This window comes from Paenibacillus sp. MDMC362, from assembly GCF_003269305.1.
In the GTDB taxonomy this organism is placed as follows: domain Bacteria; phylum Bacillota; class Bacilli; order Paenibacillales; family Paenibacillaceae; genus Paenibacillus_AQ.
Map to the genome: position 1 here is coordinate 147001 of NZ_QLYT01000024.1, position 25828 is coordinate 172828.

The 25828-nt window shown below is 49.7% G+C and carries 21 protein-coding genes; 18 read left to right on the forward strand and 3 right to left on the reverse strand.

Features of this window, described 5'->3' with window-relative positions:
• The first annotated feature begins 82 nt into the window (after positions 1-82).
• The 9 genes from essC (at position 83) to DP091_RS13200 (ending at position 11086) form a co-directional block, all read left to right on the forward strand.
• The gene (gene essC, locus DP091_RS13160; RefSeq protein ID WP_113058717.1) at positions 83-4072 is read left to right on the forward strand and encodes a type VII secretion protein EssC; all 3990 of its coding nucleotides are present in this window, start codon (positions 83-85) and stop codon (positions 4070-4072) included.
• Positions 4073-4088: 16 nt separating this feature from the next.
• The gene (locus tag DP091_RS13165) at positions 4089-4895 is read left to right on the forward strand and encodes a hypothetical protein (RefSeq protein WP_113058718.1); all 807 of its coding nucleotides are present in this window, start codon (positions 4089-4091) and stop codon (positions 4893-4895) included.
• A gap of 27 nt (positions 4896-4922) precedes the next feature.
• Entirely contained in the window at positions 4923-5435 is a 513-nt protein-coding gene (locus DP091_RS13170; RefSeq protein WP_113058719.1) for a WXG100 family type VII secretion target, read from the forward strand.
• Between the two features lie 157 nt (positions 5436-5592).
• On the forward strand, positions 5593-5868 hold the full coding sequence (locus tag DP091_RS13175; protein WP_006211202.1) for a WXG100 family type VII secretion target: 276 nt from the start codon (positions 5593-5595) through the stop codon (positions 5866-5868).
• 158 nt (positions 5869-6026) lie between these two features.
• On the forward strand, positions 6027-8108 hold the full coding sequence (locus tag DP091_RS13180; protein WP_113058864.1) for a protein kinase family protein: 2082 nt from the start codon (positions 6027-6029) through the stop codon (positions 8106-8108).
• 43 nt (positions 8109-8151) lie between these two features.
• Entirely contained in the window at positions 8152-8904 is a 753-nt protein-coding gene (locus DP091_RS13185; protein WP_113058865.1) for a vWA domain-containing protein, read from the forward strand.
• Positions 8905-8914: 10 nt separating this feature from the next.
• Entirely contained in the window at positions 8915-9760 is an 846-nt protein-coding gene (locus DP091_RS13190; protein ID WP_258394502.1) for a protein phosphatase 2C domain-containing protein, read from the forward strand.
• Positions 9761-9921: 161 nt separating this feature from the next.
• The gene (locus DP091_RS13195; protein WP_113058720.1) at positions 9922-10719 is read left to right on the forward strand and encodes an SDR family oxidoreductase; all 798 of its coding nucleotides are present in this window, start codon (positions 9922-9924) and stop codon (positions 10717-10719) included.
• A 199-nt stretch (positions 10720-10918) separates the two neighbouring features.
• The gene (locus DP091_RS13200) at positions 10919-11086 is read left to right on the forward strand and encodes a hypothetical protein (RefSeq protein ID WP_373456922.1); all 168 of its coding nucleotides are present in this window, start codon (positions 10919-10921) and stop codon (positions 11084-11086) included.
• A gap of 119 nt (positions 11087-11205) precedes the next feature.
• On the opposite strand, the gene gluQRS is transcribed toward DP091_RS13200, so the two are convergent.
• Positions 11206-12183 (reverse strand): tRNA glutamyl-Q(34) synthetase GluQRS, encoded by a 978-nt coding sequence (gene gluQRS, locus DP091_RS13205; protein WP_113058721.1) that lies wholly within the window; start codon positions 12181-12183, stop codon positions 11206-11208.
• 181 nt (positions 12184-12364) lie between these two features.
• Here gluQRS and hrpB point away from each other — a divergent pair, with 181 nt between their 5' ends.
• The 7 genes from hrpB (at position 12365) to DP091_RS13240 (ending at position 20751) form a co-directional block, all read left to right on the forward strand.
• The gene (gene hrpB / locus DP091_RS13210) at positions 12365-14875 is read left to right on the forward strand and encodes an ATP-dependent helicase HrpB (protein ID WP_113058722.1); all 2511 of its coding nucleotides are present in this window, start codon (positions 12365-12367) and stop codon (positions 14873-14875) included.
• 78 nt (positions 14876-14953) lie between these two features.
• On the forward strand, positions 14954-15505 hold the full coding sequence (locus tag DP091_RS13215) for a general stress protein (protein ID WP_113058723.1): 552 nt from the start codon (positions 14954-14956) through the stop codon (positions 15503-15505).
• A gap of 222 nt (positions 15506-15727) precedes the next feature.
• Positions 15728-16924 carry an acyltransferase gene (locus DP091_RS13220; RefSeq protein WP_113058724.1) on the forward strand — a complete coding sequence of 399 codons (1197 nt, stop codon included), beginning with the start codon at positions 15728-15730 and terminating at the stop codon, positions 16922-16924.
• 306 nt (positions 16925-17230) lie between these two features.
• Positions 17231-17590: a replication termination protein gene (locus DP091_RS13225; protein WP_113058725.1), complete on the forward strand. Its 360-nt coding sequence runs from the start codon at positions 17231-17233 to the stop codon at positions 17588-17590.
• 42 nt (positions 17591-17632) lie between these two features.
• On the forward strand, positions 17633-18637 hold the full coding sequence (locus DP091_RS13230; protein ID WP_113058726.1) for a Gfo/Idh/MocA family protein: 1005 nt from the start codon (positions 17633-17635) through the stop codon (positions 18635-18637).
• 194 nt (positions 18638-18831) lie between these two features.
• Positions 18832-20109, forward strand: coding sequence for an MFS transporter (locus DP091_RS13235; RefSeq protein WP_113058727.1), 1278 nt, complete (start codon positions 18832-18834; stop codon positions 20107-20109).
• Between the two features lie 81 nt (positions 20110-20190).
• Positions 20191-20751 (forward strand): winged helix-turn-helix domain-containing protein, encoded by a 561-nt coding sequence (locus tag DP091_RS13240; protein ID WP_113058728.1) that lies wholly within the window; start codon positions 20191-20193, stop codon positions 20749-20751.
• A 66-nt stretch (positions 20752-20817) separates the two neighbouring features.
• Here the strand turns inward: DP091_RS13240 and DP091_RS13245 are convergent, their stop codons facing one another.
• Positions 20818-21381, reverse strand: a complete 564-nt coding sequence (locus tag DP091_RS13245; protein WP_113058729.1) for a TraR/DksA C4-type zinc finger protein — start codon at positions 21379-21381, stop codon at positions 20818-20820.
• Between the two features lie 236 nt (positions 21382-21617).
• Here DP091_RS13245 and DP091_RS13250 point away from each other — a divergent pair, with 236 nt between their 5' ends.
• Positions 21618-21995, forward strand: a complete 378-nt coding sequence (locus tag DP091_RS13250; protein WP_071220219.1) for a DivIVA domain-containing protein — start codon at positions 21618-21620, stop codon at positions 21993-21995.
• A gap of 66 nt (positions 21996-22061) precedes the next feature.
• Here the strand turns inward: DP091_RS13250 and DP091_RS13255 are convergent, their stop codons facing one another.
• Positions 22062-22628 (reverse strand): cupin domain-containing protein, encoded by a 567-nt coding sequence (locus tag DP091_RS13255; RefSeq protein ID WP_258394503.1) that lies wholly within the window; start codon positions 22626-22628, stop codon positions 22062-22064.
• A gap of 250 nt (positions 22629-22878) precedes the next feature.
• Between DP091_RS13255 and DP091_RS13260 the strand changes: the two genes are divergently transcribed.
• Positions 22879-25563 carry a CHASE3 domain-containing protein gene (locus tag DP091_RS13260; protein WP_113058730.1) on the forward strand — a complete coding sequence of 895 codons (2685 nt, stop codon included), beginning with the start codon at positions 22879-22881 and terminating at the stop codon, positions 25561-25563.
• Positions 25564-25828 lie beyond the last annotated feature (265 nt).

The window sequence follows — 25828 nt, forward strand, 5'->3', positions numbered from 1 at the left end:
TAAATAACCCATTGGTTTTGAATGAAACAGCCAAATACATAATTGTACATTTCAGATGCTCTGGATTAGGAGGAAGTGACTTATGAACGTGTTGTACCAACGTTCGCCGCGTATTAGACCGGCTTTACCGAATGAAGACATGGAGATTCTGAGACCGCCGTCCGAGCCGAGCAAACCGTCGTTTTCGATGATTGCCATCATTATCCCGATTATTATGACGGCTGCGACGGTTGGTTTCTACGTTTATATGAACGTGAGCGGAAAAATGGGAAATCCCAATTACATGATGTTCCAGATGCTCTCCGTCTTTATGATGCTGACATCCTACACGCTCCCGTTCTTCATGTATTTAAGCAACAAGAAGACCTATCAGAAGAATCTGGCCGAACGTAATCAGAAGTACCGGGCACAGCTTGATCTGCATCGGGAAGAACTGAAGGAGCGGCAGGAGGATCAGGTACACATTCTGTTTGAAATCCATGGCGATCCGGACGTGTGTTACAACGTCGTCAAGAACCGGAGCAGCAGCTTATGGGAACGCTCCCCGGAAGATAAGGACTTTCTGGAGATTTGCGTGGGCAAGGGAGAGGTTCCGTTTTTCATTAACGTAAAGCCTCCCCGCGCGGATGGGTACGACAAGGACCCTTTGATCGAAGCAGCCGAATTGCTGTCCTCCGAATTTCAGTCCGTCGACGATGCATCGATTGCGCTGCCGTTATTCGAATCCAAAGTCATAGGGATCGTAGGCGGAAGAGAGCGCGTACTAAATATGCTGCGCGTAATGATGGCCCAAACGGCTGTGCGGCACTCACCCGATGAAGTGAAGATCGCCGCGTTCTACGAAGAGAAAGAAGCGAGCGAGTGGCAATGGCTGCGCTGGCTCCCGCATGCTTGGGACGATGATCGATCCAGCCGCTATCTTGCGGATCGACGGAGCAATGCCCATCAGCTTGCCGATGAAATATTTACTCACTTATACCGGCATAAAAATAACCGCGCCGAGCATGGGAAGAAATCGATTGAGACACCGGCATACGTGGTAATTTTATCCGCTACCCAATTGATCGAGGAAGAACCGCTGCTCCCTCTGTTGATGGAAGATGCCGAAGCGACCGATGCGGTTACCATCATCTTGTCCGACCGCAAGGAAAGCTTGCCGATGCACTGCCAGCTTATTGTTGAGGTTGATCGGGAGCAGGCGGCGTATACGATCAAGAAAGCAGATGGCACGGTCTCCATGCAAACTTTCCAATCCCATCATATTAGCAGGGAGCACATGGAAGCCTTGGCCCGATACATGGCCCCGATCCGGCTGAAGCGATCCTCTGCGTCGGATATCCCAAGCGTTTTGGCACTCTTCGAGATGATGGATATTCAAAAAATCAACGATTTGGATGTACACAGACGCTGGCAGCAGAACCGATATCCGGATTCATTACCCGTTCCGATGGGGGTACGGGCGGGCGGAAAGAAGATTAATTTGAACCTTCATGATAAAATAGAGCGTCAAGGTCATGGACCGCACGGTCTGATTGCGGGAACGACCGGTTCCGGGAAAAGTGAGGTTATTCAATCCATTGTTGCCTCCCTGGCATCCGAATTCCATCCGCATGACCTGGCATTTATGCTTATTGATTACAAGGGCGGCGGCATGTCCAACACGTTTGTCAACTTGCCGCACGTTGTAGGAACCATTACGAACCTGGATAACAATCTGATCGAGCGGGCAAAGGTGTCGCTGAAAGCCGAGCTGGTCCGCCGCCAGAAGATATTGAACGATGCGGGAAATCTGCAGCATATCGACGAGTACTACAAGCTGCTGCGCAATCGGCATGGCGAACCGCTTCCGCATCTCGTTATTATCATTGATGAATTTGCGCAGCTGAAGAAAGACCAACCGGAATTCATGGATGAATTGATCAGCATTGCCGCTATTGGACGAACACTCGGAGTCCATCTGATTCTTGCGACTCAGAAACCGGCAGGCGTCGTGGACGATAAAATTTGGAGTAACTCGCGCTTTCGGATCTGTCTTCGGGTGCAAAGCGAGGGCGACAGCCGTGATATGCTGAAGATTCCGAATGCAGCCTGGATTAACAAGCCCGGACGAGGCTATTTCCAGGTGGGCAGTGACGAAGTGTTTGAAGAAATGCAGTTTGCCTGGAGCGGCGCTCCTTACATTGAAGAGAAGGATACGCCTGGCGCAGTGGTTATTCGCGAGGTGCGAATCAACGGGAAGAGCGAGCCTCTTCTTGCATCTAATCCTTCCCTGGGAGCGCATCTGGAGGTGCCCAAGCAGCTCCAGGTGTTTATCGACCATGTAGCTGAAGTTGCCGAACAGCAAGGAATCGAACGGCTCCAAGGGCCATGGCTTCCACCGCTTCCGGAGAGTCTGGATCTCGAGAGCATTCAGTCTGAGTCCGAGCTGCAGAAGCAGGAACTGTTCGGCGATTCGGCACTCGTGTCCTACGTCGGGATGGTTGATGATCTGCCAAACCAATGCCAGAAGCCGTTGATGCTCAATCTTGAGCAAGGTCACTGGGCCGTGTACGGCATGCCCGGACTTGGAAAGACCACCTTTATTCAAACGATGCTGATGTCGTTAGCCAGTCGGTACACTCCGGACTTTTGGCATGGGTATATCGTGGATATGGGCCGAATGATGCGGGACTTTGCAGGACTTCCTCATATCGGAGGAGTCATGACGGCGGAGGAAGAGGATCGCATTAAGCGCCTGTTCCGTTTTCTGACGAAAACGGCGGCGACTCGCAAGGACATGATTGCCGAAGCGGGCGTGAAGACTGTTGCATCCTATCGCCGGGGCAACACAGGGCCCGTTCCGCAACTGGTCGTGGTTATTGACGGTTATCTGAATTTCCGGAACTCCTATCCGGATGAGAATGATATGCTTGAATACCTGCTGCGAGAAGGCGGCAGTCTGGGGATTACGTTTGTCATTACGGCGAACCGGATTTCGGATATGTTCGAGAAGGTCCGGAGCAATATCTCGCAAGCAGTGTCGTACGAACTGGCCGATCCTGCTGATTACTATTATGCGGTGGGGCGTCCAACACGAGCTCCCAGCCAGCTTCCTCCGGGAAGAGGTCTGGTCAAGGGGCAGGTGCCGCCGCTTGAATTTCAGACGGCCTTGCCGGCTTCAGGTCAGGAAGAGGGGGACCGCTCCGCCGCGCTCCGCGATATGATTCGCACTCACCGGGCAGCGTGGCACGGAGAGGAAGCGCCTCGCATAGAGTCACTGCCGGACAAGATTCCGCTTCATGAACTTCTGAAGGTACAAAATCCTTACGAATCAGCAGGCATGGTGAAGTACCGGGTTCCTGTCGGGGTGGCAACGGACGACTTGACACCTTTTGCCATCAATCTGGAGGAGGGGCCTCATTTTATTGTGGCGAGTCCGATGGAAGGCGGTAAAACGTCATTCCTTCTTAGCTGGATGTTATCACTTGCATATCATACGTCGCCGGATGAGCTGGAAATCTATACGGTAGATACGCGATATGGAAGCAGCGGTCTGAGTCGGATGAATCATCTTCCCCATGTCCGTGGACACGCGGAGAATGAGGAAGACCTGGCTCCGCTCATTTCAAGTCTTTATGAACGGGTTCAAACCCGGTCGAAAGACAGTGAAGACCCAACGATCCTGCTTATGATTGATGACGCAGACGTGCTCAGCAAGCAGCTTTCCGATTTCACTTTGAAAGACCAGCTGTCAGCCATCGTCAGACAGGGGAGGGACCGCCGGGTTCATGTTGTCGTTGCCGGTGTGCCGGCCGATTTCCCGACGTATGGCGTCGATTGGTTTACCGATATCAAGGCTGCACAAAACGGATTTTTATTCGGAACATTGGATTCCAACGATTTATCGTTCTTCCGAATTCCTTTTTCCGAATCTGCTAATAGTCCTGGAGGACTAAAAATACTCCCGCCAGGACAGGGGTACTACGTAAAACGCAAATTTTCCAGAATAAAAGGCGCAGTTCCGTTTGATGACGAATGGAACGCCCAAAGATGGGTCACAGAAATTCGCGACCGATGGCATGTTGTAGTTTGAGGGGAGGTGGCTCATAATGTTGACAATTCATGCTTCCAAACAAGAAACGATCACGCTGAATGACAAGGAATTTTTCTTCTTGGCTGGAATTATCGGATCGGACCGATTACTTGGTGTTGAAGATCCTTTTGTAGGATACTTAACGGAAGAAATCGCGGTTGAGTGGGAGAAGACCAAACAATCGCTCCTAAGCAAGCAATATTTGATTCAAGAGGAAGGCGGGGAATTGTCGATTCCACCCGAGGTCTTCTCAAGAGTGGCTATTGCCGGACTTGCGGAACGTGCGTGCTGGTTGAAATATGAAAATCAGGATTCGGCGTTTGAAGGATATCTGCATGTTACTGACGAACGGGTCATACAAGTATGCAGGAGCGGAAAAGACAACCGCTATTACCTGCTAAGCGAACTTGGCACGATCGAACAAACCTGCGATCAACTGGTGCAGGATCTGGCCCTAAGCGACCAAAACTGGGGGGATATTCCGGCACTACTCCTTAGCCGGAAGGAGTTCGGAGATATATACACCTCCGTCTCCGAACAGAACAGCGATGATATCGGTGATCGCTTGGCCAGGTTGACGGATGATGCGGAAGGTTCCATCGCTCTAGCGAAATGTATGAAAAACAAGGTGTCTTCGGGGGAACTCCAGCTGTCGATATGGAACGGAAACAGCTGGGAAAGTCAAAATGCAGCATTTATAGTGAACGAGTCCATGAATTGGCTGCTGCGTATGAGCCTGGAGGGAGACCAGGACTGGTTAACCGCAGCGCCAGCGACCAAAGAGCAGTTTCGTCATATGCTACTTATGTGGCTGAAACAGTAACAGAGCCTGTATGAAAGGTGAGGACCAATGCGTATTTCTGTCGAGCCGGAGTCTCTCCGGACGTTAAGCCGTCAGCTGCAGCATAGTGGCGATGAATATTTAGCGATTACGAGAACGCTCAACCAAGCTATGGAATCACTCGTTTGGGAGACGTCTCTCAAAGCGGCGGTTATTGATGAGTGGCAGTCTGCCCGGAGTCTTGGAGAGCAACTGGGAGCTCTTCTAGCTCAGCTGGGCAAGCATCTTCAAAGCAAAGCCGATCAATTTCAAGAAACGGATCATCAGTACCATACGATTTTGGAGCATGCCATCGTAAGCACAGTATCACCGACAGCTCTGTTTGCGGCTTCCGGCATGGAGGGTCGCTTATCCATATTACCGGAATATGGCAATTCCTCGACGGTTATATCGAACCCGAGTTCGGTAGCCGCTGCCGTGGGCATGACCAGCGGGGACAACGGGGATTCGGCTAAACAAGCCGCGTTAGCCGGGCAAAGCTGGACCTTTACCGATCCTTCTTCGTTTGGCATTGCCAACTAAATCCCTAATTCTTTCGGGAAAATCGGGATGGTAAATGTTTCAAATTGGGACGTATAGGGTAACTGGAAATTAGGTCTGAGGACGCTTTGATAAACAGAGGCTCATGGGCTAAGATGTCAAGTGTCACCAGAAAACGAATTTCTAGGAGGTTACATAAATGGCAGGACGCATTTTAATTACGCCAGAACAAGTTGAGCAAGTAGCAAACCAATTTAAACAGAGCGGTGATCAAAGTCAGCAAATCGTTAACAGCCTGACTCAATCGATCAACGGCATGGAAGGCCAATGGGATGGTATGACGAAGCAGCGCTTTTTCCAGGAATTCCAGGAAGCAAGCCGCTTGATGAACTCTTTCGTTCAAACGCTTGACAGCATCAGCAATGAGCTGAAAGCGATCGCTCAGAAATTCCGTATGGCTGACGAATCCCGTTAATATCCATTCGGAGACTTTTGCTTTATAATAGTTTAATAGGCAGAATAAACCGGGTGGTAGGCAACCCGGTTTTCTTGCAATTTTAGATGTTTAGAATATAACAATGTGGTTAATAGAGTTATATGGTTAGGTAACGGAGTTAAGAGAGGATGACGTTCATGACATTTCAGCCAAACCCGGGCGATGGGATTGTTGTAAATGGAACGGCTTATACAGTAGGGCAGCATCCCGCAGCGCCAGGCGTAGCCTATGCCCAAGCCGGGCGGCAGGGAATCGTCTACCAGTTGATTCCTGTCGATGGGGAGCTGCATGAAGCCAAAGCACTAAAGGTGTTTTTTCCTAAGTTCAGAATTCCGGCTATGGTATATCAATCCGAACATATGGGGAATTATCGCGAGATACCGGGTTTGCAGGTAAGCAGTCGAGAGGTGCTCACTCCCGAAAGAAACGGAGATTTGATAGCGGAATATCCGGATTTGCTCTACGCGGTCATTATGCCATGGATTCATGGATGTACTTGGTTTGACGTTATAAGCGATCAGCGTAATCTGGGACGTTCCGAGAGTCTGATGCTTGCCAAGGCATTGGCAGCCATCGGCTCGAGCATGGAGCAGCGCGGATTAGCCCATTGCGACTTGTCTGCGCCTAATGTCATGCTTCCGTTTTTTTCGGAAGTGAAGCTGCCGGAAGGCGCTGCCGCCGTTGAGCTTGTCGATGTGGAGCAGATGTACAGCCCCAAAATGGATCGACCTGATGTTTTGCTTGCTGGCTCTCCCGGGTATGCGGCTCATCGTACGGTGCACAGCGGGTTATGGAGTTCATATGCCGATCGTTTCGCAGGCGCTGTTATCATTGCGGAAATGCTGGGATGGAGCGATCCCGCTATCGTCAATCGGGCATGGGGCGAAAGCTATTTTGATCAGCATGAAATGCAGACCCCGTGCGAGCGTTATTTTTTATTGAAAAAATCGCTGGGTCAGCGTTGGGGTACACGGATTGCGGATCTGTTCGGCAGAACCTGGGACAGTCAGGATTTGAGCAGCTGCCCTACCTTTGGTGAGTGGCTGATTGCTTTATCATCCTTAAGTGAGGAAGAAGCAGTCGAGGAAGCGCAAGCTCCTGTAGCCGCTGCTGCTGCCCATGACGACGATGCGGACGGAGCCCGTTCGAAAACAGTCCAAGAGGTGCCGGCTGAAATTATGGCATCGCTTGGCATAGAGCCAGGCACCCGAGAGGTCAACGACAATGTGGTTGGACGGTTGTTTCATCAAGCGCGTGATCTGGAGGATGCGGGTAATCTTTCCGGCGCGTTGGAAATATTCCGCTCCGCGTATCATTTCGTGAAGAAGGACAGTCCGCTTGAAGTGGAGCTTGCCGCCGCTATACAGGGGCTCGAAGAGCAGCTGCGTCCGGCTGAAGAATCATCCAACAAAGGCATTAAGGCACTGTTGTTATCCCGTAAATTCATGCTCTCAGCCGCTGCGGCTATCGTCATACTGGCAGGTTCTGCGATTACAGTGAATCAGATTCTGGCGGAGAAGGCCGAGAGCCGCCAGTTGGATGCTCAGCGATTAGCCGAGCAGCAAGCGCAGGAGAAAGAAGAAGCTGCGCGTAAGCAAGAGGAAGAAGCACGTAGGCAGCAGGAAGAGGCTGCCCAGAAAGAGGCAGAGGCTAAGAAAGCGGAAGAGGATCGTAAGAAGGCTGAGGAGGCCAAGAAGGCTCAAGAAGCTGATCAGGCACTGAAGGAACAGGAGAAAGCCGAGCTTCAGGCGAAGTATGAGAAGCAGGCGAAGTATGAAGCTTATCTGGCATCACTTGAAGAGAAGAAAAAGAAGCAGGCATTGCAAGAGAAATATGATAATCAGGTCAAGTATGAGGCGTACTTAGCTCAGCAGGAAGAGAAGAAGAAAAGGCAGGCACAGGAAGAGGCTGCGGCTAAGGAAGCTGCCAAGGCGGAGGCGGAGCGCCAGGCGCGGGCCAGGGCTGCCCAACAAGCCCAAGCCGCGGCGCTTCAGAAACAGCGTTCCCAAAACGTTGTAGAACTGGTTGCCTTATATAATAAGGCGTATAATGCGCAGGTGGCCGGGAACAAAGACCGTGCTAAGAATGCCGCACGTGAATTCATACAGTTATTTAACAAGGATAAGGCCTATTATAAAACGGTTGGTAAAATGAGCAGCCGCCTTAGCAATCTGCAGAAATTCATAAGTGACGACAGCCACTGGATACCAAAACTGTAAGGAAGTAAACATGACGAAAATGCAGGGGTGAATGTTATTCACGATGAACTATACCATTCAAGCATCACAGCGCACGCCAGCGCTCATTATATATCTGATTGATATCAGTGCGTCCATGAACATGCTGATGGAGGACCGGAGGCGGATCGATGTCGTTTACGAGGCCTTGTCTCTGGCCATTCGGCAAATGGTATTTCGGTCCACGAAGGGCAATCGGCTGACACCTAGATACCGGATTGCCCTCCTTGCATACAGCGATGATGTCTATGATTTGTTAAACGGGATTAAGGGCATTGACGAAATAGCGGCGATCGGATCGCTTCCGGATTTAACGCCGAAGCGTTTCTCCGATTCGGCGAAAGCGTTCCTGCAGGCCGAGAAAATCCTGCAGTCGGAGATTCCGAACATGCAGGATTGCCCTGCCCCGCTTGTGTGCCATATGACGGATGGCGTGGCTACGGGAGAGGATCCGGAACCGATTGCCCGCCGCATCATGAACATGAGCGTTCCGGACGGCAATGTGCTCGTGGAAAACATATTCATATCCGATCATCTGATGAACCAGCCGATATCCGAACCGCGACGCTGGAAAGGGATTTTGGCCGATACTTCGCTTGAGGATGAACACGCGCGCAAACTTAAAATGATGTCTTCCGTTCTTCCCGAAAGTTATCGAGAAATGCTGGTTGAGGCGGATTATCAACTGAGCCCGGGAGCTTTGATGATGCTTCCAGGCACTTGTTCTGAGCTGGTGTCCATCGGGTTTCAGATGTCAGCTGCCACGCCGGTAAGGTAAGAGGGCCACAATGATGAAGCGATCATACGCAAGAAGCATGGAATCGTTGGGAATTCGTAAACGGAAGGCTCAAGCAGCATCGTTTTATTACGAGAGCAAGCAGACCGTGGAAGAACCGGTTACGAAGATTAAAGATTTGTTCACATGTCGTTATGCGTATGGCAGAGCGGCAGAATCTGTCATGCTCTCCGAGATGGGTCAGGATTTCATTGCTTTGAAGATGAATGAAGATGTGTGTCATTTCGTATTGTGCGATGGTGTCGGGATGAGTTATCGGGGCGATGTGGCCTCGCGTCTGCTAGGCCAGGGGTTAATGAATTGGCTGGAGACGGTTGAGGAATTGACGACCGCATCTCTTGAACGCAGACTGAAGGAGCTTACGCAGGAAGCTGATCGGGAAATGCGGACTCATTCCTTGAGTTCCGAAACGCCCAAGCTGCTTCGCGAAGTACTGGAAGAGAAGCAGCGCAAGGGAAGCGAAGCGATGTATATTTGCGGCCGCATAGAGCTCTTCTCGGGTTTTCGTCGCAAAGGAAGGTTGTGGCTCGCCTGGCAGGGGGACTCCAGGGTACGCTTGTGGCGCAAGGAAGACGAGATTACCTCGGTATTCGGAGATCGTTTCCGGACGTCCGAACGATGGTCTTCCCGCAGCGGTCCGATCGGAGGCAGTCCTCATGTGTTTTCGTGCAAATTAGACCCGGAGACCGAATATCGGCTTCAGTTATACAGCGATGGGCTCAACGATCTGGATCCTATGAAGGATCCGATTCCTGATGAGCAAGTACAAGTATTAATGAATGCTCGCCATACAGACGGTCTGGAAGATGACGCTTCGTTTTTGGAGATTGTATGGTAGGTTTCTCAGAATGTTAGGTTACGATAAACAATGGTCGGACCCAAAGGGTCCGGCTTTTTTGTGCAAAAAATTAGAAATGATGATTATAAAACAACTCCTTTTGGGTAATCTTGTGACAGATGAATGCATAACGGATTACGATAATAAGGAGCGTGTTGATGATGAATGAAGGACACGGACGTTTTCATGGGAGAACGGCGATCATTACCGGAGCCGGATCAGGCATAGGGAAGGCAGCCGCCATTCAGCTGGCGAAGGAAGGCGCAAATGTTGCTTTATTCGATCTGTTGGATGACCGAACGAATAAAGCGGAATCGGAGATCAACTCTATCCGCGAGGGTTCCGCCAGAGCCTTTGACGTAGATACTACAGATCCTGACCGGGTGGAGAAGGCGGTCCTCGAGACGGTGGAGATTTTTGGCGGTGTCGATATTGTATTCGCCAATGCAGGGATCAATGGCGTGATGACGCCAATTGATGAAATGAAGCTGGAGGAATGGACCAAGACGCTGAACGTAAATTTGAACGGGACGTTTCTGACGGTCAAATATGCGATTCCGCACCTCAAGAAAAGGGGGCAGGGCAGCATTATCATTACCAGCTCCGTCAATGGTACCCGAACCTTCTCCAACTTTGGGATGAGCGCATACAGCACAACCAAAGCGGGACAGGTGGCTTTTGCGAAGATGGCTGCGCTGGAACTGGCGAAATTCAAGATTAGGGTTAATGTCATCTGCCCCGGCGCGATATCCACCAACATTGATCAAAGCACGAAGAAGCAGGGAGATCTGGAAGAGATCGTGATTCCGGTTGAATATCCGGAAGGAAGCCAGCCGCTGTCTGACGGACCGGGTACCCCTGAAGAGGTCGCGGATTTGGTGGCGTTTCTCGCTTCCGATCAATCAAGACATATTACAGGGGCACAAATCTTCATAGATGGTGCCGAATCGCTGTTGTAAATGAGATCAGGAGACCTCTCGAGGGTTCCCTGCATTCAGAACTTGGAATATAAACTGCGCTGCTATATGATGAAGAGGACAAAGGAAAAAAGGAGGACGCTGTGTAATCATGAGCATCTTTTCCAGATTGGCTGAGCAGAAGATCGAGGAAGCGATCCGCAGCGGGGAGCTCGATCATTAATGCGTTCAGCTGTATGACTTGCTCGGAGCTGCCCGCAGCGACGGTGAGCAGGAGCAGCTTCAACGCAAGCTCAATGAAAAGCATCTAAGACTGCAATTGCTGATGGAACAGCGCGGGCTTAGCGGCAATAGCGCGTTTACGCAGTATGAGTCCAAGGTCAGGGAACTTTTAACTCCTGAGGAATAGCAGAACAGCGCCAGCCTTTCTTCTCTTTGCGAGAATGAAGCGCTGGCGCTGCTTGTTTATCTGGATAAGAAGATGTAGTACAATAACGCCTGCGAATTCCTTATTTCGATGAGTTGCACCTAGGATTCAAACAGCTGATTTTTGACATGATCCGTCATTTTGATCGGCACAGAAGATACTTTCGATAAGTCAAACACAGGAATTAAATCCGCAGGTCGAACGGATTCCGGATGATCCAGGAGACCGGCGGTCCAAGCCAGCCAACCGATGATGCGCTCGGGCATAATGCCCTGGCCGCGAAGAAAGGAGAGGCTGAGCCCGCGGGTCCTCTTGGCGAGCCTTCTGCCCTCCGCATCGACCATGAGGGGGGTGTGTGCAAACTGTGGCGGCTGGTAGCCTAACGCATGGTATAAGAGCAGCTGACGTGGCGTGGAGTCCAGTAGATCGGCTCCTCGGAGTACATGGGTGATGCCCATTAAAGCATCATCCACAACCACCGCAAGTTGATATGAGATGATATCGTCCGCCCTGCGAACCACAAAGTCTCCTCCGTCAGATAGTCGATGGGACTGCTCCCCGGCGATGCCGTCGACGAAGGTAACGATGTCTTGCGGTACCTTCATTCGCAGCGAAGGCTTCTTATGAAGCTTTCGAAGCGCCGCTTCCTCTCGAGTCAACTCTCTACAAGTTCCAGGATAACGTAGGCCTTCCGAAGCAATGCCGTGCGGAGCGCTGGCTGCGGCCGTAATATCGGCCCGACTGCAATAGCAGGGATACAGTTTATTGGATTCTTGCAGCTTGGTGATTTCCCGCTCATATAGCGTTTGGCGCGCCGCCTGATGATAGGGTCCGTAGGCTCCGGCAACACCGGGACCTTCATCCCAGTCCAAGCCGAGCCATTCCAGATCTCTCATTATCTCGACGGCAAGCTCCTGCCGGGAACGCTGGACATCGATATCTTCTATACGGAGTATATATTGTCCGTTCATACTCCTCATTTGCAGCCATCCAAGTAAAGCGGTCAACGCATTGCCGATGTGCATCTTTCCTGATGGCGTAGGGGCAAAGCGGCCGCGAAATGTGGCATGCTGCTCCATACATTTCACCTTCCGACTACATGAATCTTGATGTTGACATGGGAATGATATTCCTATTGTATCGTAATTATATCGAGACTTTCCAGCCTTGGCGAACAAGCAGCTCCCCTTGACGTACATCGGCTGTTTTATATAATTAAGGGATTATATTGATATTTGATAGGATAACGGAGATGTATCCATGACTGAATTACCGATTCACCGAGTACTTCCGCAATTGAAAATGGCTTTATCTGCTGGAACCCGTGCGGTTTTAATCGCTGAACCGGGTGCGGGCAAGACGACCCGGGTGCCCTTGGCATTACTGAATGAATCGTGGCTGGAAGACAAGCGGATCATCATGCTGGAACCCAGAAGAATTGCAGCTCGCTCGGCTGCGAGTTATATGGCATCCTCTTTGGGAGAGGCGGTTGGCGAGACGATCGGATATCGCGTCCGAATGGACAGCAAGATCGGTCAGAACACCCGGATCGAAGTTGTGACAGAAGGCATCATGACGCGTATGCTGCAGGATGATCCGGAACTAACCGGCATCGGTATGATTATATTCGACGAATTTCATGAACGAAATTTACAGGCTGATACGGGCCTGGCTTTTGCGATGGAATCCCAGTCGGTGCTGCGGGAAGATTTAAGGCTGCTCGTCATGTCTGCTACCCTAGAGGCTGAGCCAGTCGCGAAGCTTCTTGGCGACGCACCGGTCATCGTTAGCGAAGGTCGTGCTTTTCCAGTGTCTACTCACTATTTGCGTTCATTCTCTCTCGACGAGTTGCATAAAGGTGCGGCGAATGCCATTATGCGGGTGCTCTCCGAACAGGAAGGCGACATCCTTGTATTCTTGCCGGGTGCCCGCGAAATCAGGAGAACCGCTAATGAATTATTAAGAATAGGTTTAAGCCAAGATGTCGTCATTCGGGAGTTGTACAGCGCGCTTCCGGCAGACAGGCAGGACGAAGCGATCAGACGCGATTCGAAAGGCAGGCGCAAAATTGTGCTCTCCACAAGCATCGCTGAGAGCAGTATTACCATTGAAGGGATCAAGACGGTTGTTGACAGCGGTTATATGCGCACGGAGGTGTTCTCGCCCAGAACGGGACTGCCGCAAATGATTACGAGGCGGTTATCCAGGGCATCCGCGGATCAGAGAAGGGGAAGGGCCGGTCGCGTATCGGCTGGTGTATGTTATCGCTTATGGAGCGAGGAAGAGCATCGTCATCTGTCGGAAAGCACCATTCCGGCGATCCGTGAATCCGATTTAACGCCGCTGGCTTTGGAATTGGCGGTATGGGGGACGCGTGACCCGGAGGAGCTTGCCTGGCTTGATGCGCCGCCCCGGCAAGCTCTTGCGCAAGGACAAGCGTTATTGAAGCAGCTGTCGGCTCTGGACGATTCAGGCAGTATTACACAGCATGGCCGAGCGATGGCGCTTTTTGGGCTTCATCCGAGGCTCGCGCACATGCTGCTGAAAGCACAAGAAATAGGTGAAACATCGCTGGCTATCCGAATTGCTGTACTGCTTCAGGAGCGTGATATTATGAGCAGAGGTGAAGCCATCAAGGATCAGGATTTGCGCTCACGTGTGGAGCGGCTTCTCCTGTTTGAAAGACAAGGACAGCGATCGGCTGAACAAGACATGGCAAATGAAGCTGTGCTGCAGCGGATGAAACAAGAGATCAGGAAACTGCATACACAGCTGAATATCGCATATACGACATACGGGGATTTGAATCTCTGCGGCCTTTTGCTGTCGTTCGCCTACCCGGATCGGATCGCGAAGAACAGGGGAGGAACCGGTTTTTTGATGCGCAGCGGCAGAGGCGTGAAATTGGTGTCGGTCCAGCCTATGAGCCGCGCGCCGTATATTGTGGTCGCTGCCGTAGATGATCAAGGCGCGGACGGGAATATTCAGCTTGCTTCTGAAATGGATGAATTATGGCTCGACAAGTATTACCATGACGAGATGGAACAGCATAAAGAGGTCGTATGGGATTCTGCCTCTGGCAGCATCAGGGCGAGACAGAAGCTGATGCTTGGAGCGCTTGTTATCAAGGAACAAGCCTATTCGAATCCGGCAGGAGAGGAAATAGCGGAAGCCATGCTGCAAGGGATCAGGCTGGAGGGACTAGGATTGTTGCAGTGGAGCAAAGCGGCATTGCAGCTGAGAGAACGGCTGGCCTTCATGTTCCGGCATGATCCCGAGGGAAATTGGCCTGATGTCTCGGACGAAGGCTTGCTGAATCAGGCGGAGGAGTGGCTGCTCCCTTATTTGGAAGGGCTGCGGAATCGAAATGATATGAGACGTCTGGCTCCGGGAACGCTCTTGGAGCATATGCTAAGCTGGGAGCAAAAGCAGCAGCTTCAGAAGGAAGCGCCGACTCATATTAGGGTCCCGAGCGGGTCCTTGATCCCAGTTAACTACAATGACCCTGACCAACCGTTTCTGGCCGTTCGACTGCAGGAGGTGTTCGGACTTCAGGATACGCCGCGAATTGCTGGCGGACGGGTTGCGTTGACCTTACATTTGCTGTCGCCGGCACAAAGGCCCGTTCAGGTTACCTCCGATCTATCGAGTTTTTGGCACAACGCTTATTTCGAGGTGAAAAAAGACTTAAAGGGAAGATATCCTAAACATTATTGGCCTGATGATCCCATGGAGGCGACTGCTACCCATCGGACTCGGCCCAAAGCTTAACACAGCAGCGTCACGTTTAATTTCCCCCTCCGTCGGGTAATGTTAGTTATGAACGACCACCGATGAGGAGGGTTTATCATGGAGAAGAAAATTGTTGGAGTATTCCGCTCGGAACAGGAAGCAGCTCAAGCAATCGAGCAGCTTCAGCGGCATGGAATTCCGAACGATGCGATTTCCATTATAGCGAAGGATCAACGCGAAGCAGACATGATTGCCGAGCAGACGGGGACGATGGCGCCTGAAGGGGTAGCTGCAGGCGCAGCAACAGGCGGCATTCTTGGAGGTACGGCAGGTTTGCTGGCAGGACTCGGGGCTTTGGCTATACCCGGCATCGGCCCGATCCTTGCCGCAGGACCTATAGCGGCGACGCTTACCGGCGCAGCAGTCGGTGCGGGAGCCGGGGGGCTGGTCGGTGGCTTTATCGGCCTTGGCATCCCGGAAGATGAGGCAAAAGAATACGAATCCTATATAGAGCAAGGACGGATTCTGGTACTGGTTGATGCTGATCAAGAAAACACAGGCATCTACGATATATTCCGCGATTATGATTACAGAAACGAGGGCCGTGCGGGAGCGGTTGATCTGGAACGGGACGACACGCTTCCGCCGCGTGGCACTACGCTGCTGTAAGGAAAATAAAACCCGGTTCCCATCGGAACCGGGTTTTGTTATAGAGATCAACCGCATTCTGTCTTCTGTAAAGGGACAGGTGTTTTTCTTGATACATAGCCCAATAGAAAGCAATAATATTGCTTATAACATCAGAGTCAGTAAATAATTGGATTACCCGATCAGGGGCAGTGTCCCTTACAATGAGGTGTGCGCACGAAGTCAGACGAAGGGGGGAGCAGTATGCCCAAAGAAAGAATACCGGAAATCGAGCGCTTACGGGGAATTGCTTTTCTAGCCGTGGTCTTACAGCACTCCATCGCACATTATTCGGTCGCGCCGGGTATGACGACAGATGATGGTTTGATGATGGCAGTTCTTCTGATGGCAACGAAATTTGCTGTACCCGTCTTTATTTTTATTACAGGCATGGTGCTGTTTTATAACGATAAAGGTCAGCTGCAATACGGAAGGTTCATCAAGAGGCGTTTTGGCGACATCTACGTTCCGTTTGCTGTATGGACCTTGATTACTTTATTGATCAACCATAGGTTTAATCCTGCTCTCATTGAGGATTGGAAAAATCTTGGGGAAGTATGGCTAACCGGGAAATCGAGCTCGCATTTTTGGTATATTATTATGCTGTTTCAATTCTATCTGCTGTACCCGCTGTTCCGTTCCGCTATACTAGGAATCAAAGAAAGATGGGGTTGGCAGACGCAGCTTACGATATTGATTTTATCCGGACTATTGTACGTGGGTTTGACAGGAATGATTAACGATATTGGCCAATGGATGGGGAGCTTGAGTATCCCGGTCTGGAGTGAGCTGTTCACAACCTACGCAGATCGGAATGCACTTTATTATTTCTTCTATTTTGCGCTGGGGGCGGCAGCCGGTTTATACTATGACTCTTGGAAAAGGTGGCTTCAAAAGGCACGGCCGGTCATATGGCTGGTCTTCGCTTTCTTGTTCGGATGGATGCTTATGCAAGCCGTCCATGAAATCCGTTCTGCTGCGAATGGCGTGATTACGTTCTATTCCTTATCGCTGCTTCGCCCGATGATGGCACTTTTCCTGATTAGCTCTATATGGGTCATGTACGATGTGGCGGGCTGGATATGTCGTCATGCCGGGGCGGGCGCGAATGCGCTTCTGACCTCCATCGGGCTCTATTCGTATGGTGCTTACCTGATGCATCTATTGACACTGCGTATAAGCTATGCAGTCGATGAATCTTTGCTGATCAGCATGCACCCTCTGGTTCGAATCCTCTCTTCATGGATAATCAGCGTGGGCGTAGCTTATGGTGCCGCTCGCATGCTAGCCAAGCTGCCGTTCGGGAAATGGCTTGTCGGAATAGCGGGAGCAAGAAAAAGCCGCGGGGTTCGCCCATACGGCAAATCGCGACCAAGCACAGGCACATCCGCCGAAATGTGAAAAAATTAAACCCACCCTGAAGGGTGGGTTTTTTGTTTAAAACCAATCGAACGAGCCACACCAACAACCCATAAAACATCTGATGAAAAATCATACATAAAATAATTTCATCATATGAAAAATTCACAATAGAATAAAAATTAACATTATTGCTTCACGTTTATTCAACTAACAACCGACCACGTTTCAATCTACGCCTCCATGGTTTAAAAGAGGGGGATGCTTCCTATTGTGCAAACTGGGAAACTGTGGGTTATAATTAGGTATATTATGGGACAAGTAGCTCGTGAAGGAGGAGGCGTCCAGATGGCATTTATGATCGCCCAGCGTGCTTTTATCAAAGTATATCTCATTACCATGGTGGAACAGCAGCGCGGATATGGATATCAGATGCTGGAAGAACTGCGGCAAGAATTCAAGAGCCATGGGTACTCACCGCCGCAAAGCGAAATTTACCGGGCTCTGCATGAGTTGGTGCAGGAGGGTGTGTTATACCGTACCAAGCAGCTGAAAGGGAATGATCCGCGGGTCGATTTTCAAGAAATCGTTCTTTACCATTTTACTGATGGCGGTGCCGAGAAAGCTAAACTCTACAAAAAACAGGTTAAAACAGATTTGGATCGGTGTTTAGGGATCCTTCATAAAGCGGTAAACGATAATTTTTAAAAAATAATCGGAATGGAATGCAGCCAAAGGAGGAATGACCTCGTGAGCAAGAAACTGCGCTTTGGAATTATGAGTACTGCTCGGATTGCAAGAAATTCAATGATACCAGGCATATTGAAATCGGAACGTTGTGAGGTCGGGGCGGTTGCTAGCCGCAATGCAGAAAAAGCAAGTGAACTCGCCGAGCGATATCATATCGGGAAATTCTATGGCTCTTATGACGAGCTTCTGGAGGATCCCGACATTGATGCGGTATATATTCCGTTGCCGAATCACCTTCATAAACCTTGGACCATCAAAGCTGCACAGGCCGGCAAGCATATCTTATGCGAGAAGCCGGCAGCTCTGACCGAAGGGGATGTCCGTGAAATGGCTGAGGCTGCTAAAGCACACAACGTGCTTTTTGCGGAAGCCTTTATGTACCGATATCATCCGAAACACGCGCGGGTGCGCGAAATCATCGAGAGCGGCGAAATCGGGCAGCTTCGCGGGATTCACGGATCGTTCACCTTCAACAATGCGGATGATAAAAGCAATGTCCGTTACAGCAAGGATATGGGCGGAGGCTCAATCTATGACGTGGGATGCTATCCCATCTCGGCGGCGCGAATGATTTATGGGCAGGAGCCCAAGGCAGTAACGGCCCATGCTTTTTTCTCGGAGGAGCATGACGGCGTGGACATGATGGTCCACGGGATGGTGGAATTTGAGGATGGATTGGGGCTTACGTTTGAGTGTGGGATGTGGACCTATTCCAAATGCTCTTTAGAGATTGCTGGTACCGATGGCAGGATTGAGCTTCCTTCAGCTTTTGGATGGGAGAGGATGGAGGACATGGCCCAGATCTGCGTTCATACGGCCAAGGGCTCCCGCGAGGAAAAGGTAGGGATATACAACCACTTTGCACTGCAAGTGGATGCTATGGCAGCGGCCGTAATGGATGGCACGCCGCTGCCCTATGGTCCGGAAGATGCCATCAGCAACATCAGGGCCATTGAAGCATGTCTTCAAGCAGCCAAATCCTCATCGCGTGTAATCATGAAATAAAGAAGCAACGCTATCAAAATATAAGTTAGATCGAATAAATCGCCATGTTGGCGATTTATTTTTTTGCCTATTGCATTCCTCTTCGAAATCATTAAAATAAACTTAACAATAAAAATATTTTAACGTAAATATTATTTTAATGGGTTGAAAAAGTTTAATGTTATTATTCATTTAACGAAGAGGAGAAGGAAACCATGGAAAATGCCGCTGTTTTGAAAAAGCAAGGCTTTGGTCAGCTCTTGAAAATCCGCCCCTACCTGATTTATTTATCTGCCCAGGTCATTACCCGATTCGGGGATTCCCTGGATTCCATCGCTTACAGCTGGATGGTCTATATGCTCACAGGTTCTGAACTATTAATGGGTACGTTGTTCGCTTTTAACTTTCTGCCTGGATTGCTTTTCAGTTTGTTTACCGGAACCTATGTCGATCGCTGGCCGAAGAAACTGGTGCTTGCCTTAACCTATCTCAGCCGCGGCATTGTGGTTTCGCTAACGGCCTTTCTGTATGCTGTGGGGTCTCTTGAAGTCTGGCATTTGTTCCTGTTCACGTTTCTAAATTCCACCCTGGAATGTTTCTCCAGACCCGCCGAGACTTCCATCGTCCCCCGGTTGCTTCCCAAGGATAAACTGCTCGCAGGCAATTCCTTCTCAACTTCCGTAAGTCGGAGTGCTGAATTAATCGGTTTATCGATCGCTGGTGCTCTCATCGCTTTGGTCGGAATTTCGGGGACGATCCTGATCGATGCCGTAACGTTTCTCGTAGCCGCCACCATTATCGCTTTTATGCCGAATCCGGAGGCAGCCGAACAGGCTGAAGCCAAGGAAGCCTCCGCACGTCCTACGACAGAGATGACGAAAACGGTGTTCGGCGATATTAAAGAGGCTCTTCTTTTTGTGAAGCAGCATACGCTGCTCCTCATAACAACGGTGCTCGCCATGATCAATAATTTCTGTTTGGCACCCCTGAATGTACTGCAGCCGGTCTACGTTAAAGAGACCTTGGGTGCCGGAGCCGGAGGTCTGAGCGTACTGGGAACAGCCCTTCTGATCGGCATGATATGCAGCGGTCTATGGATTGGACGTTACGGGAAGAGTTTCAAAAAGAGCACGTTGATCATGTCAGGATCCATCCTGCTCGGAATCGGTTATTTTGCGTTAGGGATTCCAGGACATCTGCCGGCATGGCGCGTAGAGTCCGCAGCGGTCTGCATGTTCGTTGCCGGTTTTGCCGTCTCGATGTTGAATGCCCCCATTTCCACATATCTGATGGAAGTAACGCCGAGGCATATGCTCGGCAGAATAGGGGCCCTTATGACGGTTGCGTGCACGGCTGCCATTCCTGTGGGAAGTTTAATTACTGGAATTGTAGCGGAGCATCACTCCCCTCCCATCCTGTATTCGATCATGGGAATGATCATGATGGTGCCCGTGATATTCCTCATTCGAAAGAAGAGTTTCCGTGCCATTTAAATCCTTCGCGCTTTGTAATTTCGATATTCTCGGCCTATAATGATAAGAAGTGAAAAATAACATGAAGCTGAGGTGTACGGTGTGGAAACGAAGGAACTGACTACACTGGAAGAGATCAAAATATATTCAGATCCATATCGGCTCCAGATTTTGAATGTATTAAACAAGATGGACCGTCCGGCAACGGTAAAGGAAGTCGCGGACAAGATCGGGGATGTACCGGCTAAAGTTCATTATCATATGAAGAAGCTGGAGCGAATCGGACTGGTTAAGATCGTGTCCACGAAGGAGATCAACGGTATCATCGCTAAATATTATGAACCTTTTGTCGGTACGGTAAAGATCAAACGAGGAGCGGATTCTGACGAGCCGGTCATCAAGGAATTAATTCGATCCGAAACGAACAAATTATTATCCGAGTTGTTTGACCAGAATAGAGACCGTTTCTTCAAAAATATGAGTCAAGAGGGCGAAACGACCTCCATGTTGACCAATACAACCTTGTATATGAGCGAAGATGAAGCGCGGCAATTTTTTGTTGAGCTGGATAAAATGCTGACCCCTTATAAAAAGAAACGAGGGGAAGGTTATGACGAATATGAGTTTTTTGCTTCCAATGTTCGGACTCGTAAAGAATCTTGATCACGGAAAACAAGCTGGTACCTAACGTGCAGGTACCAGCTTTCCCTTCTATTTTGCTGGATCAGTTCATACATTCTTCTTATAATCGTCTTGTCCGGGTTTAATGGACATGCCGGGCGAAGTCGACGTTCCGTAGTCTTCAACGGCATCCCACGCGCCTGCGTCATCAAATTTGCCGTCGGCAGCTTGGCGGTTGACGCCAGCTCCGGAGGGGGGCGGTGTCATGATATCCTCCTCTACCGGCCGGTTGTCGTTGATATCTTTCCGCGGCGCATGTTCAAGACAATGGGCCGTATAAGGCAAAGCTTCCAGCCGCTCATACGGAATTTCCAGGCCGCACACGGCACAGGTTCCGTAATCGCCCTGGTCCATTCGCTGCAAGGCAGAATGGATTTGCTCCAGTTCATGCTCCAGCGCTCCCTGGATGGCCAGATCACGCTCGCGTTCGAAAACTTCAGTCCCTACATCTGCAGGATGGTTATCGGCTGCACTCAGCTCACCTGTAGAGTCCCGGAGAGAGTTATCCCTGTTGGTTTCATTGCGGGACTCCAATTGCTCTTCCAATCGTTCTTTATCACTTAGCAACCGCTGTTTAAGTTCGTTGTATTGTTGTTTCGTCATCGTTGTCATAGCAAATTCGCTCCTCTCTGAGTTGAGTACCTAATATAGCTTCTTATGTACAATCAATACCCGAAATGGATTGGTAACAATCACATGAACCATGGGAACGGCAGCCTCTCGTTTTTGGAACATTCTCCAAAAAAGCCCCGGAGTGTTTTAATCCCAGTGCTTAATATGATATAACCAAAGATAGAGAGAGAAAGCTAAACAAGTAGGGCTGTACCAATATTTGGAGGTAAATCATTATGGATGAACACATGAAACGCCGATTGGATAAACAGAAAAAGCTATTTCGGCAACTAGGCATTCAACTGGACGCTTTGTCTATCCATGAAAAGAATTTTTCGAATAAACTACGGGGTTATGATCAGGAGGAAGTGGATTCCTTTCTGGACGAAGTGATTCAAGATTATGAGCGGTTTTATGCCACCATCTCCGATCTTATGGATAAATGGCAGGAGCAGCAGATCACCATTCGCGATCTCAGGGCAGGCGTTAAGCCAGAAGCAGAACGTCCGGCGCTGAACCCGGAAGAGATTGAAGAAACGGTGGCGAAACTGGAAGCCGACCTGCGTACCCTTAAGAAGCAAATCCGCCCTGAACAAAGATTTTATATTGATTGATGTTATACGCTTCGAGCGAAATGATTACATAATAAGCGTCCTATAACAATAACCACACATGGCCGATCACCGGCTGCGTGTGGTTTTGTTGTTTGGATGCCCGGTTATGAGTAGCGGTGGGGCCGGCACAGGCCCGCCTGAAACGTCGCTCTGCGTCTTTTTGTGTAGCGGGACAGGTGTTATAAGCGCCTTCGAATGAGATTTCATGCTGATGCCATTGCATTGCAACGCTTCTGCTTCCATGAGCGTATTAGCCCAGACTGGCGCAATATCCATTTGGTGTGGGCGCTCGGAGTTATAGATCAACAGCAGGATCGTTCCAGGGATTAGCGCAGTTACCCAGTGGCACCAACCAATGGGGGCGTGAACCACTTGACCGGGTATTGCCTGATATACAAGATTCTGACGAGTATCCGGATCAATTAGGGAGTAACTGATTTCTCCGTGAATGACATAACACAATTCGTCCGTGTCCGGGTGGCTATGGGGAGAGAGTCCCTTGCCGCGTTCGAGATGGATTTCGGACATCATCATGCCTTGCAGAAGGGGCAGCTCCAGTGACGACACATTCGCAACTCCGAGGCCCGCTAAACGCTCTGCCTGTTTCCTGGGATGATATACATGCCTCGTCAATGCAGTATCCCCGCTAGCGCTCTTAAGGTCATCATATGAAGCACTCTCCTTTTTTAAGAATGAGAACGAAGGATGTTGTACAAGCGTGGTCCTCTATAATATATGCCTAAACGTTTATAAATCTGACTGCCTACGACTAAAGAATCATTGATGGCTTCAAAACTGGTTTTGCTTGTAAACCATTTTCATAACAATTACTATGAGGATAGGAGCAGACTTAGACTGATAGATGACAAGGGAGGTTAGCCATATGTCTAACAACCTGAAATTCAACATCCGCAGCAAGATCGTAGTCGGATATTTAATGATATTATTATGTCTTGGAGCTTTTCTCTGGATCGTATCAGACCGCATCTCTTCCCTGCAGCAAGAGGCGGATTTTATAGAGAAGCACGATATCGAAGTACATAATCTGACACACGAAATCGAGAAGAATTTACTTGAAATGGAAACCGGTCAGAGGGGGTATGTCATAACGGGGGATGATACCTACCTGGAGCCTTTCAATCAAGCGCTGTCGTCTTGGCAGATTAACTACAACAAGCTGTACAAGCTTGTTAGCGATAATTCGGAGCAAGCCAATCACCTTGAAGATATTAAGGAGAATATCAAGGAGTGGATTACCAACGCCGGTCAGCCTGCTGTCCAATTGAAGCAGCTCGGACAGGATGAGGAGGCTCTTCATTTCTTTATTAACGATCCCGGCCAGCAAGCCATGAACTCGATTCATGAGCTGTTCCTCTCGTTTCGAAGCAAGGAACGAGAATTGACAACCAGCAGAATTGAAGAGATGAAGGATAGCAATACCCATTTATTGTATACGATGTATCTCCTGTGGGCGGGAGCTGCGCTGATTACCATATGTGCAGCTTTGGTGATATCGAAGAGCATCGTAAGGCCGATCAGGCAAGTGACTCATATCATCTCCGATATTGTCAAAGGAGGGAACCTTTCCCAGCGCATTCACGTGCGGTCCAATGATGAGGTCCGCCAGTTGGCGGACACAACCAACGAACTTCTTGCACAGGTCGGCAGGCAGAACTGGGCCAAGGATCATATCTCGGTTATGTCGACGCTTCTCCAATCATCCGATCGCGTGGAGACGGCCGTACAGTTTTTCATTCATAAGCTGGCTTTGATCATGAAGCTGCCGTACGGTGCCGTTTTTATAAACCGGGGCGGAACGGAACTGGTAAAGGCAGCTGCTTTTGCCGATCCGGACGGTGAGCCTTGGAATAAGGTCCGAGATCGTTTTTTGCCAGGAGAAGGTTTGGTGGGACAATGCATGCTGGAGCAGCGCATGATTATTCTCGACGATTTACCGCCTAACTATGTGCGGATTGAATCGGGGCTGGGCGATGCTGAGCCTACCACGCTGCTGCTGGCGCCCGTTATGTTTGAAGGGCAAGTTCTGGGTGTAATTGAATTGGCCAAGTTTAAACCGTTCGATGAGCTGGAAATTCAGCTCATCGAACAACTGAATTTTCAGCTTGGGGTAACATTGAACTCGATTCAAAGCAAGATGGAAATCCAGCAGTTGTATCATGAATCCCAAACGCTGAATGAGGAGCTTCAGAGTCAGACCGAAGAACTGCAGGCGCAGACCGAGGAGCTGCAAACCCATTCTGCGGAAATGTATATGCTGAACGAACGATTAGGAGCACAGAAGGAAGCCGCATTAATCGCAGCCAGCGAATTGGAAAAATACGCGAAGGAGCTTGAGAAGAGCTCGAAGTACAAGTCTCAATTCCTGGCCAATATGTCCCATGAGCTGAGGACACCTCTGAACAGCATGTTGATTCTTTCCCAGATTTTAGCTGAGAACAAGCAAGGGAACCTGACCGAGGAAGAGCAGCATTACGCTTCTGTCATTCATAATTCAGGCAGTGAATTGCTGAATTTAATCAATGATATTCTCGATCTGTCCAAGGTTGAGGCCGGTAAGATGCAGATCGAAATGGACTTGGTAAATTTGACGGAGCTTCCAGAACTGATGGAAGGCTATTTCTCTAAAAGCGCGGAATCCAAAAATCTGGAATTTGAAATTGAGATGGCCGACGACTTGCCTGACATGATATACAGCGATGGAATGCGGCTTCACCAAATTCTGCGTAATCTGCTCTCGAATGCAATTAAGTTTACGGAGAGCGGCAGTGTTAAACTGCGGGTGAAGAAGATGAACTCCATTGTAACCTCGGATTTTGTGATCAGTGGCGACGTCATTGCATTTTCTGTTGAGGATACTGGCATCGGGATTGCTGCAGAGCATCTTCAACCGATCTTCGAAGCGTTCCAGCAAGGCGAAGAGACTACAGCCAGGAGATTTGGGGGGACTGGTCTCGGCTTATCCATATCGCTGCATTTGGCGAAGCTGCTTGGCGGGTATATAACCGTGGAGAGCGAGGAAGGAATCGGGAGCACGTTTGTTTTATATTTACCGCTGCTAACGGAATATGGCACCAATGAAAGTTTGTTTATGCTCCCTGAAGTGGCTGCTACCTCAAGCAACGCCAGTTGGAGTGATCTCCCAATGGAGGCATTCGACATGGAAGTAACCAGCCGATTGGAACACAAAACCGTATTGCTCGTGGATGATGATATTCGGAACGTATACGGTTTGACCAATGTGCTGGAGAAACTCCAGATGACCGTGCATACTGCCCAGAACGGGTTCGAATGCTTGGAGCTGTTATACAAGCATCAAACCATCGATGCGGTGCTGCTGGATATGGTCATGCCGGAAATGGACGGAATCGAAACGATGAAGCGGATACGCGAGAACCCGGAATGGGCGGAACTCCCCATTATCGTGATGAGCTCCAACACCATGAGGGATACGGATCAGTTTATTGCAGACGGTGCGAATGGATATCTGCACAAGCCCATTCATATCCAAGAAGTAATCCATTCGTTACAACAATGGATTGGGGCTTGAGGAGATTTTTTTACCCGTTGCGGTAGCTTAGCATGTTGTCGAAATGTCGTATGTTGACGAATGCAAGCCAATTGTTTTATGATGGATTCATAGCGGAACATAAGACGGCGTGTTACCTTAACAGGGCATGAGCCAAGAAGAGACAGCTTTCACATGGGGTCTTTTCTTGGCTTTTTTAATTTTTGGGGGAATCGGTATACAGCATTTCTTCGTACATGAATCCTTCGCCGTTTCTCTGATTAAACTTAAAGGAAAGGGGGAAGTT

Coding starts and splice junctions, on each gene's coding strand:
- DP091_RS13225 (WP_113058725.1), top strand. CDS start 17,231: ATGGCATTTATGATCGCCCAGCGTGCTTTTATCAAAGTATATCTCATT.
- DP091_RS13250 (WP_071220219.1), top strand. CDS start 21,618: ATGGATGAACACATGAAACGCCGATTGGATAAACAGAAAAAGCTATTT.
- DP091_RS13245 (WP_113058729.1), bottom strand. CDS start 21,381: ATGACAACGATGACGAAACAACAATACAACGAACTTAAACAGCGGTTG.
- DP091_RS13220 (WP_113058724.1), top strand. CDS start 15,728: ATGCCCAAAGAAAGAATACCGGAAATCGAGCGCTTACGGGGAATTGCT.
- DP091_RS13215 (WP_113058723.1), top strand. CDS start 14,954: ATGGAGAAGAAAATTGTTGGAGTATTCCGCTCGGAACAGGAAGCAGCT.
- DP091_RS13175 (WP_006211202.1), top strand. CDS start 5,593: ATGGCAGGACGCATTTTAATTACGCCAGAACAAGTTGAGCAAGTAGCA.
- DP091_RS13190 (WP_258394502.1), top strand. CDS start 8,915: ATGATGAAGCGATCATACGCAAGAAGCATGGAATCGTTGGGAATTCGT.
- essC (WP_113058717.1), top strand. CDS start 83: ATGAACGTGTTGTACCAACGTTCGCCGCGTATTAGACCGGCTTTACCG.
- DP091_RS13235 (WP_113058727.1), top strand. CDS start 18,832: ATGGAAAATGCCGCTGTTTTGAAAAAGCAAGGCTTTGGTCAGCTCTTG.
- DP091_RS13185 (WP_113058865.1), top strand. CDS start 8,152: ATGAACTATACCATTCAAGCATCACAGCGCACGCCAGCGCTCATTATA.
- DP091_RS13170 (WP_113058719.1), top strand. CDS start 4,923: ATGCGTATTTCTGTCGAGCCGGAGTCTCTCCGGACGTTAAGCCGTCAG.
- DP091_RS13260 (WP_113058730.1), top strand. CDS start 22,879: ATGTCTAACAACCTGAAATTCAACATCCGCAGCAAGATCGTAGTCGGA.
- gluQRS (WP_113058721.1), bottom strand. CDS start 12,183: ATGGAGCAGCATGCCACATTTCGCGGCCGCTTTGCCCCTACGCCATCA.
- DP091_RS13180 (WP_113058864.1), top strand. CDS start 6,027: ATGACATTTCAGCCAAACCCGGGCGATGGGATTGTTGTAAATGGAACG.
- DP091_RS13195 (WP_113058720.1), top strand. CDS start 9,922: ATGAATGAAGGACACGGACGTTTTCATGGGAGAACGGCGATCATTACC.
- hrpB (WP_113058722.1), top strand. CDS start 12,365: ATGACTGAATTACCGATTCACCGAGTACTTCCGCAATTGAAAATGGCT.
- DP091_RS13165 (WP_113058718.1), top strand. CDS start 4,089: ATGTTGACAATTCATGCTTCCAAACAAGAAACGATCACGCTGAATGAC.